Source organism: Beijerinckia sp. L45 (genome assembly GCF_009765775.1).
Classification (GTDB): Bacteria; Pseudomonadota; Alphaproteobacteria; order Rhizobiales; family Beijerinckiaceae; genus RH-AL1.
This window is the reverse complement of sequence record NZ_LMUU01000086.1, coordinates 25,410-41,670: the sequence shown is the minus strand read 5'-3', so window position 1 is coordinate 41,670 and position 16,261 is coordinate 25,410. Positions and strand designations below refer to the sequence as shown.

Sequence of the window (16,261 nt, the reverse complement as noted above, 5' to 3'; positions counted from 1 at the left end):
CATGGCACCCTAATCGTGCCCGAAAGCGCCACCCGATCGAAAATAATAATCTAAGTCATTGATTTTATTGGTGGGCGGTGACGGGCTCGAACCGCCGACCCTCTCGGTGTAAACGAGATGCTCTACCAACTGAGCTAACCGCCCGCGACGCCTATGCGGCATCGGATGCCGTGACATACGTGGTTCCGGCTTGGAATTGAAGCCGCTTCCACGATCCGTCGATGTTTTTCTCCATCGAGCCATTCCACGGCGACATCGCCTCACCGGAAAGACCGCAGCCACCTAAAACCGCGCCATCCTGGTCATCGTCCAGCCAAAACGAAAAACGCCGCGCCTCCTGAGAGACGCGGCGTTTTGGGACCAATCGAACCGATCAGTGTGCGACGAGACCCGCACCGTCTTCGTCGACGCCGAGGGGCGTCGCCTTGACCGGCTTGATCTCTTCTTCCCAGACGATCGGGATCGGCTGGCGCACCAGGGCGTGCTTCAAGACGTCTTCCATCCGCGCGACTGGCACGATCTCCAGCGCGTTCTTGACGTTGGCCGGGATATCCGCGAGATCCTTCGCGTTATCCTCGGGGATCAACACCTTTTTCAACCCACCGCGCAGGGCAGCGAGCAGCTTCTCTTTCAGGCCGCCGATCGGCAGGATGCGACCCCGCAGCGTGATCTCACCCGTCATCGCGATGTCGCGACGGATCGGAATGCCCGTCATCGTCGAGACGATGGTGACGGCCATGGCGACACCGGCGGACGGACCGTCCTTCGGGGTCGCGCCTTCCGGCACGTGGACGTGGATGTCGCGACGATCGAACAGCGGCGGCTCGATGCCGAAATCGACGGCGCGGGAGCGGACATAGGACGCCGCCGCCGAGATTGATTCCTTCATCACGTCCTTCAGATTGCCCGTCACCGTCATGCGGCCCTTGCCGGGCATCATAACGCCTTCGATCGTCAGAAGTTCGCCACCGACTTCGGTCCAGGCGAGACCGGTGACCACACCGACCTGATCCTCCGTCTCGGCTTCGCCGTAACGGTATTTGAACACGCCGAGATAGTCCGCCACGTTCTCTTCCGTGACATGCACCGTCGTCGCTTTCGACGTCAGGATCGCCTTTACCGCCTTGCGGGCGAGGTTGGAGATCTCACGCTCGAGGTTACGCACACCGGCTTCCCGGGTGTAGCGGCGCACCAGAGCCTGCAGGCCGGTGTCATCGATCGAGAACTCTTTCTCGTCCAGGCCATGCTTCTTGATGGCGGCCGGGATGAGATGACGCTTCGCGATCTCGATCTTTTCGTCCTCGGTGTAGCCGGCGATCCGGATGATCTCCATGCGGTCCATCAAGGGCGGCGAGATGTTCAAGGTGTTCGCCGTGGTGACGAACATCACGTTCGACAGGTCATAGTCGACCTCGAGGTAATGATCGTTGAACGCCTTGTTCTGTTCCGGATCGAGCACTTCGAGAAGTGCCGACGACGGATCGCCGCGGAAGTCCTGACCCATCTTGTCGATTTCATCGAGCAGGAAGAGCGGGTTGGACGTCTTGGCCTTGCGCATCGACTGGATGATCTTGCCGGGCATCGACCCGATGTAGGTCCGGCGATGCCCACGGATCTCCGCCTCGTCGCGGACGCCGCCGAGCGACATGCGCACGAACTCACGTCCGGTCGCCTTGGCGATCGACTTGCCGAGCGAGGTCTTACCCACGCCGGGCGGTCCGACGAGGCAGAGGATCGGCCCGTTCAGCTTGTTGGCGCGGCTCTGGACGGCAAGATACTCGACGATCCGTTCCTTAACCTTGTCGAGGCCGAAATGCTCGGTGTCGAGCAGCTCTTCCGCGATGTTCAGGTCCTTCTTGACCTTCGACTTCTTGTTCCACGGGATCGAGACGATCCAGTCGAGGTAGTTGCGCACCACCGTCGCTTCGGCCGACATCGGCGACATCTGCCGCAGCTTCTTCAGCTCGGCATTGGCCTTGTCGCGGGCTTCCTTCGACAGCTTGGTGGTCTTGATCTTCTCTTCGATCTCCGAGAGGTCGTCCTTCCCGTCCTCGTCGCCGAGTTCCTTCTGGATCGCCTTCATCTGCTCGTTGAGATAGTACTCGCGCTGCGTCTTCTCCATCTGGCGCTTGACGCGCGTGCGGATGCGCTTCTCGACCTGCAGGACCGAGATTTCGCTCTCCATCAGGGCAAGGCATTTTTCCAGCCGCTTGGTGATCGAGGTCATCTCGAGCACGGCTTGCTTGTCGGCGATCTTGACCGCGAGGTGCGACGCGACCGTGTCGGCGAGCTTCGAGTAATCCTCGATCTGCGTGACGGCCGAGACGACTTCGGGCGAGATCTTCTTGTTGAGCTTCACGTAGCCTTCGAACTCGGACACGACGGAGCGTGCCAGGGCTTCGACCTCGACCTCGTCGGCGTCATCGTCGGCGATGGTCTCGGCATCGGCTTCGTAAAAGTCGTCGGTGCTGGTGTAGGCATGCACTTTGGCGCGTGTCTGGCCTTCGACCAGAACCTTGACCGTCCCGTCGGGCAGCTTCAACAGCTGCAGCACGGAGGCAAGCGTTCCCGTCTGGTAGATCGCGTCGGTGGCCGGGTCGTCGTCGGTGGCATTCACCTGCGTGGCGAGCAGGATGAGCTTGTCAGCCTTCATCACCTCTTCGAGGGCGCGAATCGACTTCTCGCGACCGACGAACAACGGAACGATCATGTGCGGGAACACGACGATGTCGCGGAGCGGCAGAACCGGGAAATTCTCGATGACGCCGGGGGCAGAGGGCTCGCGCTTTTGGCTGGGCATTTGGTTTTTCCTATCTCCGGCCAAGCCGCCCTTAGAAAGCAGCGGCAACCGGGAACTTGATCAGCTTCGGAAAATCAGATGGCGACGCTTTGATCGGGTTTCAACGGCATTCCGTCCGGCGCAATTCATTTGGCAGCATCGGATCGGCTGCATGGCCCGCACCATTGTAAACGGCGCGGGCTTGCAGCGCCGGATCAAGTCCCGGTGCTGGTCTTTTCGCGATCAGAATAGATGTAGAGCGGTCGCGACTTGCCTTCGACGACTTCGGGACCGATCACCACCTGCTCGACGCTGTCGAGACCCGGCAGATCGAACATCGTATCGAGCAGGATCCCTTCGAGGATCGAGCGCAGGCCACGCGCGCCGGTGCGGCGTTCGATCGCTCGTTTGGCGACGACGTTCAGCGCCTCGTCCTGGAAGGTGAGCGAGGTGTTCTCCATCTCGAACAGGCGCTGATACTGCTTAACCAGAGCGTTCTTCGGCTCGGTCAGGATCTTCTTCAGCGCGCTCTCGTCGAGATCTTCCAGCGTCGCGATGACCGGGAGACGGCCGACGAACTCCGGAATGAGACCGAACTTGAGCAGATCCTCAGGCTCGACCTTGCGCAGAACTTCACCCATGCGGCGGTCGTCCGGCGACGACACCGAGGCGCCGAAGCCGATCGACGTGCTTTTGCCACGGGTCGAGATGATCTTCTCGAGACCGGCGAAAGCGCCGCCGCAGATGAATAGGATGTTCGTCGTGTCGACCTGCAGGAATTCCTGCTGCGGATGCTTGCGCCCGCCCTGCGGCGGCACGGAGGCGACGGTGCCTTCCATGATCTTCAACAACGCCTGCTGCACGCCTTCGCCCGACACGTCGCGGGTGATCGACGGATTGTCCGACTTGCGCGAAATCTTGTCGATCTCGTCGATATAGACGATGCCGCGCTGCGCCCGCTCGACGTTGTAGTCCGAGGCCTGGAGCAGCTTCAGGATGATGTTTTCGACGTCCTCGCCGACATAGCCGGCTTCGGTCAGCGTCGTCGCATCGGCCATGGTGAACGGCACGTCGAGGATGCGGGCGAGCGTTTGCGCGAGCAGCGTCTTGCCCGAACCGGTCGGCCCGATCAGCAGGATGTTCGACTTCGCCAGCTCGACGTCGGTGTGCTTCGTCGCGTGGTTGAGGCGCTTGTAATGGTTGTGCACGGCGACCGAGAGCACGCGCTTGGCCTGGAACTGGCCGATCACGTAGTCGTCGAGGACCTTGCAGATTTCCTTCGGGGTCGGAATCCCGTCCCGGCTCTTGACGAGGGAAGACTTGTTCTCTTCGCGAATGATGTCCATGCAAAGCTCGACGCATTCGTCGCAGATGAACACCGTCGGCCCGGCAATAAGCTTGCGCACTTCATGCTGGCTTTTGCCGCAGAAGGAGCAATAGAGCGTGTTCTTCGAATCGCTGCCGCCGACCTTGGTCATGGCTCGTCTCCATGCCGCCAGAGCGTGCACTCCAGCGGTGCGTTATAGCAAAGTCGGGCGGCCGCACTGACCTACCGACCCTCGAAACCGACGGCGCTGCACGCGGCCCGTCGCTCTCCGTTTGCGATGGCCGAAGCCATCCTTGTCGATCCAACCCATCCGAAGAAGCGAATATCGGGCTGAAGGTAACCCGTCGGATGCCACGACGGCCGTGCGTCACATCGATGCAACAGTTTGCGGCTATTCAATGCCACTGTCGCGGCAAATCAGTTAAGCAAATCTTAAGGCTACTGGTACGGACAAGCAACGTCCGTAGGCTGATCCCACGAGGACCAACCGATCGCGCATCAGATTCGTTTCCCTGATCCAGGTGATACGACCTGCGCACAGAAAGCTAGTGCCGCTGCCGCCGCCAAGGTCCTGATCATCCAGGGATGCTTAAGGCGCCCGTAACCGGCCGCCTCATGCCGGCCTAAGGGGCCGTCTTGTTGACTTCCGGCTTCTCTTCCGGCCGCTTCACGATGACCTGGTCGACGATGCCGAACTCCTTGGCCTCGTCGGAGGACATGAAGTGATCACGGTCGAGCGTCCGCTCGATCGTGTCGTAGTCGCGACCGGTATGCTTGACGTAGACCTCGTTGAGGCGGCGCTTCACCTTCATGATGTCCTCGGCATGGCGAAGGATATCCGAGGCCTGGCCCTGGAACCCGCCGGAGGGCTGATGCACCATGATCCGCGCGTTGGGAAGCGCGAAGCGCATCTCCGGCTCGCCGGCGCAGAGGAGCAGCGAGCCCATCGAGGCGGCCTGGCCGGTGCACAGTGTCGAGATTTTCGGGCGGATGAACTGCATCGTATCGTAGATCGCCAGACCCGACGTCACCACGCCACCCGGCGAGTTGATGTACATCGAGATTTCTTTCTTGGGGTTTTCCGCCTCGAGAAAGAGCAGCTGCGCGATGATCACCGAGGCCATGTTGTCTTCGACAGGGCCGGTCAAGAAGATGATGCGCTCGCGCAGCAGGCGCGAATAGATGTCGAACCCGCGCTCGCCCCGAGCGGTGTTCTCGATGACCTGCGGGATCAGGTAATTGTCGTAAACCTCGATCGGACTGCGATCGCGCATGGGCAAGTCTCTCTGTTCGCAGAAGCCAGAGGGGCGTCCCGGCTTCATTCGTGAAGATAGGAAGTCTTGGCCGTTCCGCAAAGGCCCTCCCGAGCACTGCGTCAAACGGCCAAGCCAAGTGGTTGTGCTATCTCGGTAATTACGCCGCGTCTGCGGTCTTCGCGGGCACGTCGTCCTCGGCGGTCAGCTCCTCCTTGGAAACCTTTCGCTCGGTGACTTTGGCCTGCGCCGCGACATGGTCGATGACCTTATCCTCGAACAAGGGCGCCTGAATCTGCGCCATGGCCTGCGGGTTGCCGCGGAAGAAGTCCCAGACTTTCTTCTCTTCGCCTGGGTACTGACGCACGCGCTCCATCAGAGCCTTGTTCATCTCGTCTTCGGTCACCTTGACGCCGGCGGCCTCACCGATCTCGGCGAGCACGAGCCCGAGGCGCACGCGACGCTCGGCGATGCCGCGGTACTCGACGCGGGCCGCCTCTTCCGTCGTGTTCTCGTCTGCAAACGTCTTGCCGCTCTGCTGCTGCTCGCTCTCCACCTGCCGCCAGATCGACGCGAATTCCTGCTCGACGAGACCCTGCGGCAGCTCGAAGGAGTATTTCTTGTCGAGGGCATCGAGCAGGTGCCGCTTCCACTTGGAGCGTGAGGCCTGGTTGTAGTCGCTCTCGATGTTGCCGCGCACTGATTCGCGCAACTTGGCGAGGTCTTCGAAGCCGAACCCCTTGGCGAGTTCGTCGTCGATGGTCAGGTCGCCCGGCTTCGCCACGCTCTTCAACGTCACGCCGAAGCTCGCCGGCTTGCCCGCGAGCTCCGTGGCGCCGTAGTCGGCGGGGAAATCCACGGTGATGGTGCGGCTTTCGCCGACCTTCATGCCGAGGACCTGATCCTCGAAGCCGGGAATGAAGGAATTCGAACCGAGGATCAGATCGACATCGTTGCCGGTGCCACCTTCGAAAGCGACATCATCCATTTTGCCGACGAAGTCGATCGTCGCCTTGTCGCTCTTTTCCGCTACGGCATCGTCGCCCTTAGCCTCGTAGACCCGGTTCTGCTCCGAGAGCAGGGAGATGATGCGGTCGACTTCCTCTTCCGGGACGTCGGCGACGAGCTTCTCGATTTCGATGTCGTCCATCGGGCCGAGCTCGACCTTCGGCAACACTTCGAGTGCGACCTTGAACGACAGGTCGCCCATGGATTCCATGGCGCGTTCCATTGCCTCGGGGTCGCCGTCGAAGTCGAGCTTCGGCTCGCCGGCGAGGCGGATGTTGTTGTCGGCGATGATCTTGCGGTTGGCTTCGCTCACCGCCTCCTGGACGATCTCGGCCATGATCGAACGGCCGTACATGCGCTTCAGATGCGCGACCGGCACCTTGCCAGGCCGAAAGCCCTTGATCGTCGCCTTGGCGCGCATCTCGTTGAGCTGGCCCTCCATGCGGGTCGCGAGATCCTGCGCGGGGAGAACGATCTTGAATTCGCGCTTGAGCCCCTCGGAATGGGTTTCGGTCACTTGCATGGGAAAAACGCCTGTTGGACGGCGGGTTGTAAAACCCGCTGGAGATGATGGTCGCGGTAGAACGGTGGTGTGGTGCCGGTGGAAGGCAGCGCCTCCACGAGTCGCATCACCGGAACCGGAGTTCCGATCGCGCTACCCAATTGGTTGCGCTTGCTTGGCGCGTCCCGCACCGTTTTGTCAACGGTGGGCGGATCGTCCTGTCGGCTTCTTGCCCGCACAGTTCAGCCCGTGCCGCAGGAAAGCAGGGGCCAGCGCGGCGACCGCATTGCGCTTTCCGCGCTTTTGCGCAAAAGAGGGCTCCGCCTTCGGCGGCCCATCTGGCGGAATTGGTAGACGCAACGGTTTTAGGTACCGTCGCCGCAAGGCGTGGGGGTTCGAGTCCCTCGATGGGCACCAGCATTGTTTTGTTTTGTTTTCTGGCCTTCTGGGGCACAGTAACCAAGTGGCAGGCGATGTGCTTGGCGCGTCAAGGCTCCTTCCAATGCCACTGCGGGGTCGTATGGACGCCGCAGTTTCCCGAAATTGGAGCAGGCGCGTGAGAGGCGGGACAGCTCAGTCCATATGAATGACTGGATTTGGGACGCCTAGAAACGCCGCGGAACGGGCTGGGGTGGTCGGAACAGGCTATTCGCAGACGCCCCGTTTTCCAAAACAGTGGCGTTCAAACAGGCAGGCCGATCTCGGCCATTTGTCGGTTCAACGCTTCTTGCCAAGCTCTGCGGCAATGTCTTTGATCATCAGCCCCGCTTTGCGATGTGCACCGGTAATTTGATCGCGCGTCACTCCCCACCGCTTCATCCAGTATTCGACCGCTTTGCGCTCGGAGAGGTCCAGCCGATCCTTGTCAATGAAACCGCGCTTGTCTTTCAACCCTGCCAATGCCTTCGATCCTTGATGAGTCCCTAAAGGGGGTCGCTTGCTGCAGACGCCTTTGTAGTGCGCGCACACCTCGCATGCCCTCGGGACGCGCGATCATCTGCAACTAGCACAATTGCGAACAGCCGCTACTTTCCCTTCGCCATCGAAAGGCTGCCCTTCCGATTCCGGCCACAATCGGCTGACGGCACCGCGTCCAACCCTGACATTTCTGGCGTTCGGCCCAGGCCCGATCATCTCTTTCACATCGTCGCGAGCGCCATCCTGACAACCCGCCGGGCAACGATGTCACGAAGGCGGCGATTTGAATCAGATCAGCGACCGGAGGGTGTTGTCAGCTTGCGGATGGCGCGCGCGATCTTCGAGCGCAGCGCCCGGCATGAGACGAGACAGGTTGAAGCGATTCGACCAGGCGTGTTCCATCAGCCCCGACCGCTTCAGCCTTGCCGTCATCAGGTTTTCGCCTTGCAGATCGGTGATGGGCATGGCTCGGCTGGTCGCGGCGATCCTTGATGAATAATTCTTGCAATCGAAGTTGCTTCCTGGCTCACGGGTAGGTGCGCACAGGCCGCGTTTCCCTGTCAAAGAGTTGCCCAGAGCGCAGGCCCCCGCTCTGCGATCACCTCGGCAAGAGCCGCGGTTGCGCCCTGCAGCTTGGCGCTGCGTCCCAGGATGACGAATTCAATATCGCCCAGGTCGGGGAGCTTAGCGGCGGGTGATAGTTCGACGAGGTCGCCCTGTCGGAGCAGCAGGCGGGACTGCGCTGCGATCCCGAGCCCGGCCAGCGTCGCCGCGCGCAGGCCGCTCAGCGTCTCGCTACTGCAGGTGACCACCCATGATCGCCCGGATCGATTGAACGCGTCAATCGTCAGGGCGCTTGTGATGCTCGACGACGTGTAGAGTACCAGCGGCACCGGGGCTTCCGCGTCGAGAACGAAGTGAGGCGCAGCCATCCAGGCGAGTTTTTCCCGCCAGATCGTCGTACCGCGGTCGTCATCGGCACGTCGCTTGGCAAAAATCAGGTCGAGCTGACCACTGTCCAGGCTCTGGTACAGGGTGCTGGTAAGGCCGACCCGCAGCTCGACGTTGAGAAGCGGGTTCGCCGCGATGAAATCCTTGAGAATGCCTGGCAGGCGGGTCAGGGCGAGATCCTCCGAGACCCCGAACCGCACGCGGCCGCGCGGTGAGACATCGGCAAAATAGTCCGCAGCGCGCTGACTGACTTCCACGATGTCGTGGGCAAAATTGGCCATCAGGGTGCCATCGGCCGTCAGCGCGACCCCATGCGTGTCCCGCGCTAAAAGCTGGCATCCCGCCGCCTCCTCTAAGCGGCGTATGTGCTGGCTGACAGTCGACTGGCTGAGGCCTCGCGCCCTTCCGGCGTCGGTGAAGCTCCGAGTCTCCACCACTGTTATGAACGTATGAAGCAGATTTACGTCAAACATGCTGGTTATTCGAAGTCATAATAAACGTAATCGCTTTCGCGTCCTCGGGATCTGAGCGTATAGCGGCAGACACGTCCTGCCGCAAGCCGCAGTATCACAAGCACGATCCTTGAATCTACTTAAGTATTCGCGACTCGCGTGGCGGCAAAGACTTCACTTTGTCGTCAACTGATCGCCAATGGAGCACCCTATGCAAGACTTATCACGGCGCAGAATTCTAGCTGCCGGCGCCGTCGGCGGCGCCTTTGTGGCTAGCGCGGCAGCCAGCGCTGGCACCTTCGGCAATCCCGATCACCCTCTTGAAGGGTCGGTGAACGCCAAGACGCCGTCATCTCTCACCAATCCCGGCCCGCAGAATCCCAAGCTCGCCAACGAGTTTCCCTCGTTCCAGGATCCGCCGTCCACCGACGTCGACGGCATGCCGCTGTTCTGGTCGTCGTTCAACAACGCGCACAAACGCATTCAGAACGGGGGGTGGGCGCGCGAAGTCACGCAGGCCGATTTTGCGATCTCCGACTCCGTCTCGGGCGTCAACATGCGCCTGTCGGTCGGCGGTGTGCGCGAACTGCACTGGCATCAGCAGGCGGAATGGGCCGTGATGGTCTCCGGCACATGCCGCATTACCGTGATCGACGGCGACGGCCGACCCTCGATCCGCGACGTCAAGCAGGGCGATCTCTGGTACTTTCCGCCCGGCCTGCCGCACTCGCTTCAGGGGCTTGGCCCGGATGGCGCCGAATTCGTCCTCGTTTTCGATAATGGCCACTCGTCCGAGTTCAACACGCTGATGCTGACGGACTGGGTCGCGCATACGCCGCCGGACGTTTTGGCACAAAACTTCAACGTACCGGCCGACGCGTTCAAGAACATCCCGCTCGACGCGCTCTGGATTTTCCAGGCCGAGGAGCCGGGTCTGCTTGCCGCCGCACAGAAGGCCGCGGCCTCGCCACAGGGCGAGTCGGACATCCAGTTCACCTTCTCGATGAACGACATGGCGCCGACCAAGACGACGAAGGGCGGCTCGGTGAAGGTCATCGACAGCCGCAACTTCCCGATCTCGACGACGATTGCGGCGGCGCTGGTGACGATCCAGCCGGGCGGTCTGCGCGAGTTGCATTGGCATCCCAATGCCGACGAATGGCAGTATTACATCAAGGGCAGCGCGCGGATGACCGTCTTCAACACCGGGCCCAAAGCCCAGACGGCAGACTTCCGCGCCGGCGATCTTGGCTACGTGCAGAAGAGCCTCGGTCATTATGTGCAGAACACGGGCACGACCGATCTGGTCTTCCTCGAAATCTTCAAGGCCGACCGCTTCGCCGAAGTGGCGCTGACCCAGTGGCTCGCCTGCACACCCCCCGAACTGGTCGCCCGGCATCTCAATCTCGACCCCAAGCTGATCACCCAGATGAGCAAGGGGAGGCCGGACATCCTGCCGGTCTAACTCCATCTGAAGGCCGTCTGATCCGGATCGACGCCATCAAAAGTCGGGGGCCGCGGCGCTCGCCGCGGCTGAATGACCACCCCTGCCGACCAGATCAACCCGCAACTCTCAAGGAGCTTCAATGAACAACAGCGCCCTCGTTGCCATCGCCTTTGTGCAGATCACCCTCATGTCAGATGGGCCGTCGTCTGCACAACCTTATCCGAGTTCGCTCTCGTGCTCTGGGTCGCGTATCGCGAACTCTGAACGCAATGCTGGCGGAGCCTTAAACAACGGCATCAAGCGATGCCGAGAGTACTATGCACTTGTGCCCGCAGATGCGCCGCGTTCGAACCAAGCACCGAAAGAGCTCACCTCTCCCAGGCCCTTCCTTCCCAACGGCGCCGCCGACCAACCTTTTCGTTCGTCGGTCACCGGACCTTGAAGTCAGCCAAGCTCTCAAGCCTTCTCGGCCCACTGCTTAAAAGGCGGATGTATTCAAGAGATCCCGCCGTTATCGGCTCAAATCGCGGTCGAGCGGCGTAATGCTGCGGGCTCAGGCTTGCGAGCCCGCAGCATCGAGCCCGCTAATTGGAGGCCTCTTACAGACCATCAAAACATTGTAAGAAATGGTTTGTGGATGCGCCTAATCGGTCGCTGCGCCCGCCAAGCTTGACCACTTAAAGCGGAGGGTTAATGTGCAGTGCAGCGAACCGAGGAGATCTACATGCCTTTGGAAAGTAGCCAATCCGAGCCGTTCTATGGAACGACACGAGCGCCGGTCGGTATGAAGATGTTCGACGGCAAGACCACGGTCTCGGTTTTTCTTTCTGAACAAGCCCTGAGAGTTCTGGAGACCCACGATTTTGAAGGCAGCCTTGATATTCTGAAACGCCATCGCAATCGAATCGAAGCGATGGCTAGCCGCAAATACGAGGAATGCGGTCTTGAGGACGGCCACCTCATGTTGTTGCCCGCGGACCTGCGGAACTGAACCGGGTCTGGTGGCATCATAAAATCCTGAAATCATTGATATTTTAGGTAATCCTAGTGATACCGTCGATGGGCACCAGAATTTTGCTTTGGTTCGGCGTATAGCGCAGAAAAGCCCCCGCCAGTTGCCGCTGTCAAACCCGATCGTGTAACACCGGCGCTCATCGCGAGGGCCTGCATGTCGATCGATCGTCGTTTGTTTCTTGGTGGCGCCGCCGCGACCGTCGTCGTGCTGCCGGTGGCCACTTCAACGGAAGCGGCTGTCCTGAAGGACAAGGTCGCGGACGACGGTTGGACGATTCTTGAGGCGCGGCCGGGTTCGCTCCGCCTTGCATCCGACCCTGCCGGCGAGACCGCGATCTGGGGCTATGGCGGTCGGGTGCCGGGGCCGTTGCTGCGGATCAAGAAAGGCGACGAGCTCAAGGTTCGTCTGATCAACAAGCTGACGCAGCCGACCTCGGTGTGCTGGCATGGGGTGCGCGTCCCTAATGCGATGGATGGTGTCGCCGGCCTGACGCAGAAGCCGGTGCTGCCTGGCGAAAGCTTCGACTATCGCTTCACCCCGCCCGATGCGGGACTGTTCTGGTACCATCCGCATGTCTGGCCGCAGAGCGCAGAGCAGACGGATCGCGGCCTCTACGGCGTGCTGATCGTCGACGAGGCCGAGCCACCGGCGGCTGACCAGGAGCTTCTGCTCGTGCTCGACGACTGGAGCCTCGACGACAAGGGCCAGATCAAGGATGTTTTCGATGTCGAGGCCGCGCGTCACCTCGGCCGGATCGGGCCTTTGGTCACCGTCAATTCCAAGCCGGCGCCGTCGACCACCGTCCTCAAGCCGGGATCGCGGGTCCGACTGCGCCTGCTCAGCGCGATGAGTGCCCGGATCATGATCGTCGGCTTCGAGGGCGCGCACCCGATGGTTCAGGCAATCGACGGCCAGCCGTGCGAACTGTTCGAGCCGGTGCGCCAGACGATCCCCGTCGGGCCCGGCGCACGCTTCGACATCATGATCGACCTGCCTACAGAAGCAGGCAAGGAGGCGCGCCTGATCCTGCGCGGCGAGGGCGGCGCGGATCGCCCGCTGCTGCTCTTCAAGACAGAGGGCGAGGCGCGCAAGCCCTGGCCTGCCGTGACCGCGCTGCCGCAGAACGGCGCCCTACCGACGCAAATCCCGCTCGAACGGGCCTTAAAAATGGACCTCGTGATCGACGGCGGCGCCAAGCCGCCGGTGCCCCCGGCGGCCGAACCGCCGCGCAAGGGCGTGAAAAATGCCGCCGCGTCCAAGACCGCGCCGCCTAAAACCATCCCGCCGTCGGATAATGCCCATCTCTGGACGATCAACGGTATCGCGTCGGACGGCGTCTCCGGCAAGCCGCTGTTCACCGTTAAGCGCGGGTCCGCGGTGTCGCTGGCACTCGTCAACAGAAGCGCCTTCGCGCAGCAAATTCATGTGCATGGCCACGTGATGCGGTTGCTCCACGATCTCGACGATGGTTGGGAGCCCTACTGGCGGAATGCCGTGCTCGTCGCCGATGGGCACACGAAGCATGTCGCCTTCGTCGCGGACAATCCGGGCAAATGGGCGCTCGAGTCCCTGGTTCTCGACCGGCAGGTTTCGGGGCTGGCCGCATGGTTTGAGGTGACGTAGCGCAAGGGTTCAAGCGATCCCTATTAGCCTTCGACACATCTTGGCAGGCGGCTGGGTTCGCCCTAGGAATAGAAGCCGTGTCTCGAATGGGTCGTTGAGCGTGCCCAGGTCGCTTCATGCAAATTCGCTTCGGCTATGACATCACGATCACCTGCCGGCGGCCGACGGCGGTGGTTTGCCTTCTCACCGTCCGTGACGAGCGCGCCCCGGACCTGATCGCGCCCGAGCAATTCTCGGTAAAGCCGGCGATTTCCGCGACGCTCTACCACGACCTGTTCGGGAATGTCTGTCGACGGTTTACGGCGCCGGCCGGCGACACCACCATCCGCGGCGATGGGACCGCCGAAGATTCCGGCACCGTCGATTTGACCGACCTTGACGCCAATGAGATCGCGACTGCCGACCTTCCCGACGACTGCCTGCTCTACCTCATGGGAAGCCGCTACTGCGAGACCGACCGGCTGAGCCAGATCGCTTGGAACCTCTTCGGGGACATCGCGCCCGGCTGGACGCGCGTCCAGGCCATCTGCGACTTCGCCAACAAGCACCTGACCTTCAGCTACCCGAACGCGCGGTCGACCCGCACGGCCTACGATGCCTACCAGGAGCGTAGCGGCGTCTGCCGCGACTTCGCCCACCTCGCGATCGCCTTATGCCGCTGCATGAACATCCCGGCGCGCTACATCAACGGCTACCTCGGCGATATCGGCGTGCCGGTTGTCGACCCGATGGATTTTTCCGCCTGGATCGAGGTCTATCTCAGTGATCGGTGGATCACCTTCGATCCGCGCAACAATATTCCGCGCATCGGCCGTATCGTGGTGGCGCGCGGTCGCGACGCGGCGGACGTGCCGATGATCATCTCGTTCGGACCGCATCAGCTCAAGTCGTTCAGCGTCTGGGCCTACGATCTCGCCGCGCCGATCAAGAATCCGCCGAAGGTTTTGAAGGCACCGGTTGCGCGGAAACGGGCGCCCCGGAAAGCGGCGCCGAAAACAGTCTAGAAAGCTGCCGTTCGCGCGCTGGGCAGCATCACGAGCCTCAGTTCGGGTTGGGGCGAAACCGTTTGACGAACAGGTTGGCGATCATCGCCCGCGCAACATGCTCGGCCATGCACTGGTTTCCGAGATCGCTCAGGTGGAAATTGTCGTTGGCCATCAAATGCAGATTGGCCCGCGTCTGGGCGATGAACTTCATCGCGTCATAGCGGCGGACATACAGCACCTTCTCGTCGGTCGCGATCTTCTGCAGCGCCTGGCGGATGGCGTCGTAGCTCTCGTCCTTGGCGAAGCGCGAGGTGTATTGCAGGCCCACCAGCACGACGTCGATGCCGCTGTCGCGCAGCCACTCGATGGTCGTCTTGACGACATCGGTGAACTGGTCGGGATCCACGCGGGACAGCGCATCGTTGGTCCCAAGCTGCCAAAGCACGAGATCGGGCTTCATAAGCGCCACCTCGCTACGGATTCGGTCGGCCGAGGTCTGTGCGACTTCGCCGCCGACGCCCCGGTTGGCGATCTCGACGTTCACGCCCTTCAGCGCGCTCTCCAGGATGTCGCTGATCTGGACGGGATAGCTTTTGACGCCCGCCGTCGAGCCGAGGCCCGCGCTCGAGGCCGAGCCGATCGCCAGAATGTGCAGCGTGCCGTGCTCGGCGAGCACCTTGGTGACGTTGGGAAGCGGGGCAGGGGCGGCGATGTCGGCGGCCGGGACGTCGCACTGCGGGCTCAGCGCCGGCGGCGTCTGCTGGGCCGCGGGCGACGGGATGGGGTCGATGGCGAAGGCCGGCGTGCTCAGGAGGACGCAGCAGGCGATGGCAGCGCCGAGCCAGAGACGGTAGCAACGCGGGTGCGGGTACGCCATTCCGTTATCCATGCGATGAACGCCATGATCGAGACGCCGATAGAAAATAATACGACGTCTGTGACAACACTTCCTCCGTATATGAACCGCACAATTTGGCCACATAGGCTTAAGAGAGACGCTGCACAAAACACGTTAAGCGCATTACGGCCAAGCATGGCTAAGAATTTCGCCAAGCCGGGCAGCCATTTGGCCAGGTAGTTGTAGGCGCCGGCAAACAAGGCGCAAAGCGCCAGCATGTGGAACAGGCGGTCCGGCGACAAAAACGTTTTGTCGAAGACGATGAAGAACAGGCTGGGGTGGGGCAGGTTGATCAGATCCGGAAAGAACCGGGTCGATGCGATCACCACGCCGAGGATGATGATCGGGACGGCAATCCAACGCAGCACCGTGAGATGGCGCCGGGCGAAGGCCCCGATATCCGTCGTCTTGCCGGCCAGCAGGAAGCCCAGGACATAGATCAGCTGCCAGGCCGTCGGCGAGAAGAACCAGGTTCCCTCGATCGGCCAGGAATGAAAGTTGATGCCAAGCGACAGGGTCAGGACATAGAGCCCGACCGAGATCGGCAGCAGCAGCGGCGGCATCGCGCGATAGATCAGTGCGATGATCGGTGCGGCAATCATCAGGACGACATAGAGCGGCAGGATGTTGAAGTAGCCGAGCTGGTGGGTCAGCAGCACCAGCCCGATATGCGCCTCGATCGGCTCGCGGAAGACCGCGCCGACGTTGTGCCAGTCGAGCAGGAACGGCGCGTCGAGCCAGACGGACGAGGCCGCCAGGATGAAGATCGCAATTTCCGTGATGAAGGTCTGGGCCACGTAGAGCGTGAAGGCGCGTGCCCACAGCTTGTAGATCATCGCAGGGATGGTCAGCGGGCGCTTCGGGTTCTCGATCGACAGGCGCATCGACCAGCCTGCAAGCAGCACGAAGAGTTCGGCCGAGTCCGAGAGCGAGAGATTGCGATAGCTGAAGCGCTCGACGAAATTGCCGGGGATATGATTGACGAAGATCGTAATCAGGGCGAAGCCGCGCCAAAAGTCGATTTCGTTGGGTTCGCGCATGGTCGCTTCTTCGCCCGGGCGGTCTATTATATGATGTGCCGCACGCGTGGAAACACGAGATT

At 61.6% G+C, this 16,261-nt stretch carries 13 protein-coding genes and 2 tRNA genes; 5 read left to right on the top strand and 10 right to left on the bottom strand.

What is annotated here, in order from left to right; translation table 11 throughout:
* Nucleotides 1-68: 68 nt before the first annotated feature.
* The 5 genes from GSQ79_RS09150 to tig all read right to left on the bottom strand — a co-directional run bounded on the left by GSQ79_RS09150 (nt 69) and on the right by tig (nt 6,890).
* Nucleotides 69-144 (bottom strand) — tRNA-Val (locus tag GSQ79_RS09150).
* 229 nt (nt 145-373) lie between these two features.
* Entirely contained in the window at nt 374-2,800 is a 2,427-nt protein-coding gene (gene lon / locus GSQ79_RS09145; RefSeq protein WP_158808407.1) for an endopeptidase La, read from the bottom strand.
* 194 nt (nt 2,801-2,994) lie between these two features.
* Nucleotides 2,995-4,257: an ATP-dependent Clp protease ATP-binding subunit ClpX gene (gene clpX, locus GSQ79_RS09140; protein ID WP_158808406.1), complete on the bottom strand. Its 1,263-nt coding sequence runs from the start codon at nt 4,255-4,257 to the stop codon at nt 2,995-2,997.
* A 472-nt stretch (nt 4,258-4,729) separates the two neighbouring features.
* On the bottom strand, nt 4,730-5,380 hold the full coding sequence (locus tag GSQ79_RS09135) for an ATP-dependent Clp protease proteolytic subunit (RefSeq protein WP_158808405.1): 651 nt from the start codon (nt 5,378-5,380) through the stop codon (nt 4,730-4,732).
* 139 nt (nt 5,381-5,519) lie between these two features.
* Complete coding sequence (tig, locus tag GSQ79_RS09130) at nt 5,520-6,890, bottom strand: trigger factor (RefSeq protein WP_158808404.1); 1,371 nt, start codon at nt 6,888-6,890, stop codon at nt 5,520-5,522.
* 311 nt (nt 6,891-7,201) lie between these two features.
* On the opposite strand from tig, the gene GSQ79_RS09125 reads away from it, so the two are divergent.
* Nucleotides 7,202-7,286 (top strand) — tRNA-Leu (locus GSQ79_RS09125).
* A 300-nt stretch (nt 7,287-7,586) separates the two neighbouring features.
* Here GSQ79_RS09125 and GSQ79_RS09120 read toward each other — a convergent pair.
* The 3 genes from GSQ79_RS09120 to GSQ79_RS09110 form a co-directional block, all read right to left on the bottom strand.
* Nucleotides 7,587-7,769: a DUF3606 domain-containing protein gene (locus tag GSQ79_RS09120; protein WP_158808403.1), complete on the bottom strand. Its 183-nt coding sequence runs from the start codon at nt 7,767-7,769 to the stop codon at nt 7,587-7,589.
* A gap of 306 nt (nt 7,770-8,075) precedes the next feature.
* Nucleotides 8,076-8,252 carry a hypothetical protein gene (locus tag GSQ79_RS09115; RefSeq protein WP_158808402.1) on the bottom strand — a complete coding sequence of 59 codons (177 nt, stop codon included), beginning with the start codon at nt 8,250-8,252 and terminating at the stop codon, nt 8,076-8,078.
* Between the two features lie 95 nt (nt 8,253-8,347).
* A complete protein-coding gene (locus GSQ79_RS09110) occupies nt 8,348-9,211 on the bottom strand; it encodes a LysR family transcriptional regulator (RefSeq protein WP_158808401.1) in 864 nt (287 codons plus the stop codon).
* Between the two features lie 190 nt (nt 9,212-9,401).
* Between GSQ79_RS09110 and GSQ79_RS09105 the strand changes: the two genes are divergently transcribed.
* From GSQ79_RS09105 to GSQ79_RS09090, 4 genes are all read left to right on the top strand, one after another.
* Complete coding sequence (locus GSQ79_RS09105) at nt 9,402-10,655, top strand: cupin domain-containing protein (RefSeq protein WP_158808400.1); 1,254 nt, start codon at nt 9,402-9,404, stop codon at nt 10,653-10,655.
* 706 nt (nt 10,656-11,361) lie between these two features.
* Nucleotides 11,362-11,628 (top strand): DUF1488 family protein, encoded by a 267-nt coding sequence (locus GSQ79_RS09100; protein ID WP_158808399.1) that lies wholly within the window; start codon nt 11,362-11,364, stop codon nt 11,626-11,628.
* A 177-nt stretch (nt 11,629-11,805) separates the two neighbouring features.
* Complete coding sequence (locus GSQ79_RS09095) at nt 11,806-13,275, top strand: multicopper oxidase family protein (RefSeq protein WP_158808398.1); 1,470 nt, start codon at nt 11,806-11,808, stop codon at nt 13,273-13,275.
* 116 nt (nt 13,276-13,391) lie between these two features.
* Nucleotides 13,392-14,279, top strand: a complete 888-nt coding sequence (locus GSQ79_RS09090; RefSeq protein ID WP_158808397.1) for a transglutaminase family protein — start codon at nt 13,392-13,394, stop codon at nt 14,277-14,279.
* Between the two features lie 37 nt (nt 14,280-14,316).
* On the opposite strand, the gene GSQ79_RS09085 is transcribed toward GSQ79_RS09090, so the two are convergent.
* Both GSQ79_RS09085 and GSQ79_RS09080 read right to left on the bottom strand, forming a co-directional pair.
* Complete coding sequence (locus GSQ79_RS09085; protein ID WP_158808396.1) at nt 14,317-15,138, bottom strand: SGNH/GDSL hydrolase family protein; 822 nt, start codon at nt 15,136-15,138, stop codon at nt 14,317-14,319.
* A complete protein-coding gene (locus GSQ79_RS09080) occupies nt 15,069-16,199 on the bottom strand; it encodes an OpgC family protein (protein ID WP_158808395.1) in 1,131 nt (376 codons plus the stop codon). The genes GSQ79_RS09085 and GSQ79_RS09080 overlap by 70 nt, the downstream gene beginning before the upstream one ends.
* Nucleotides 16,200-16,261: the final 62 nt, after the last annotated feature.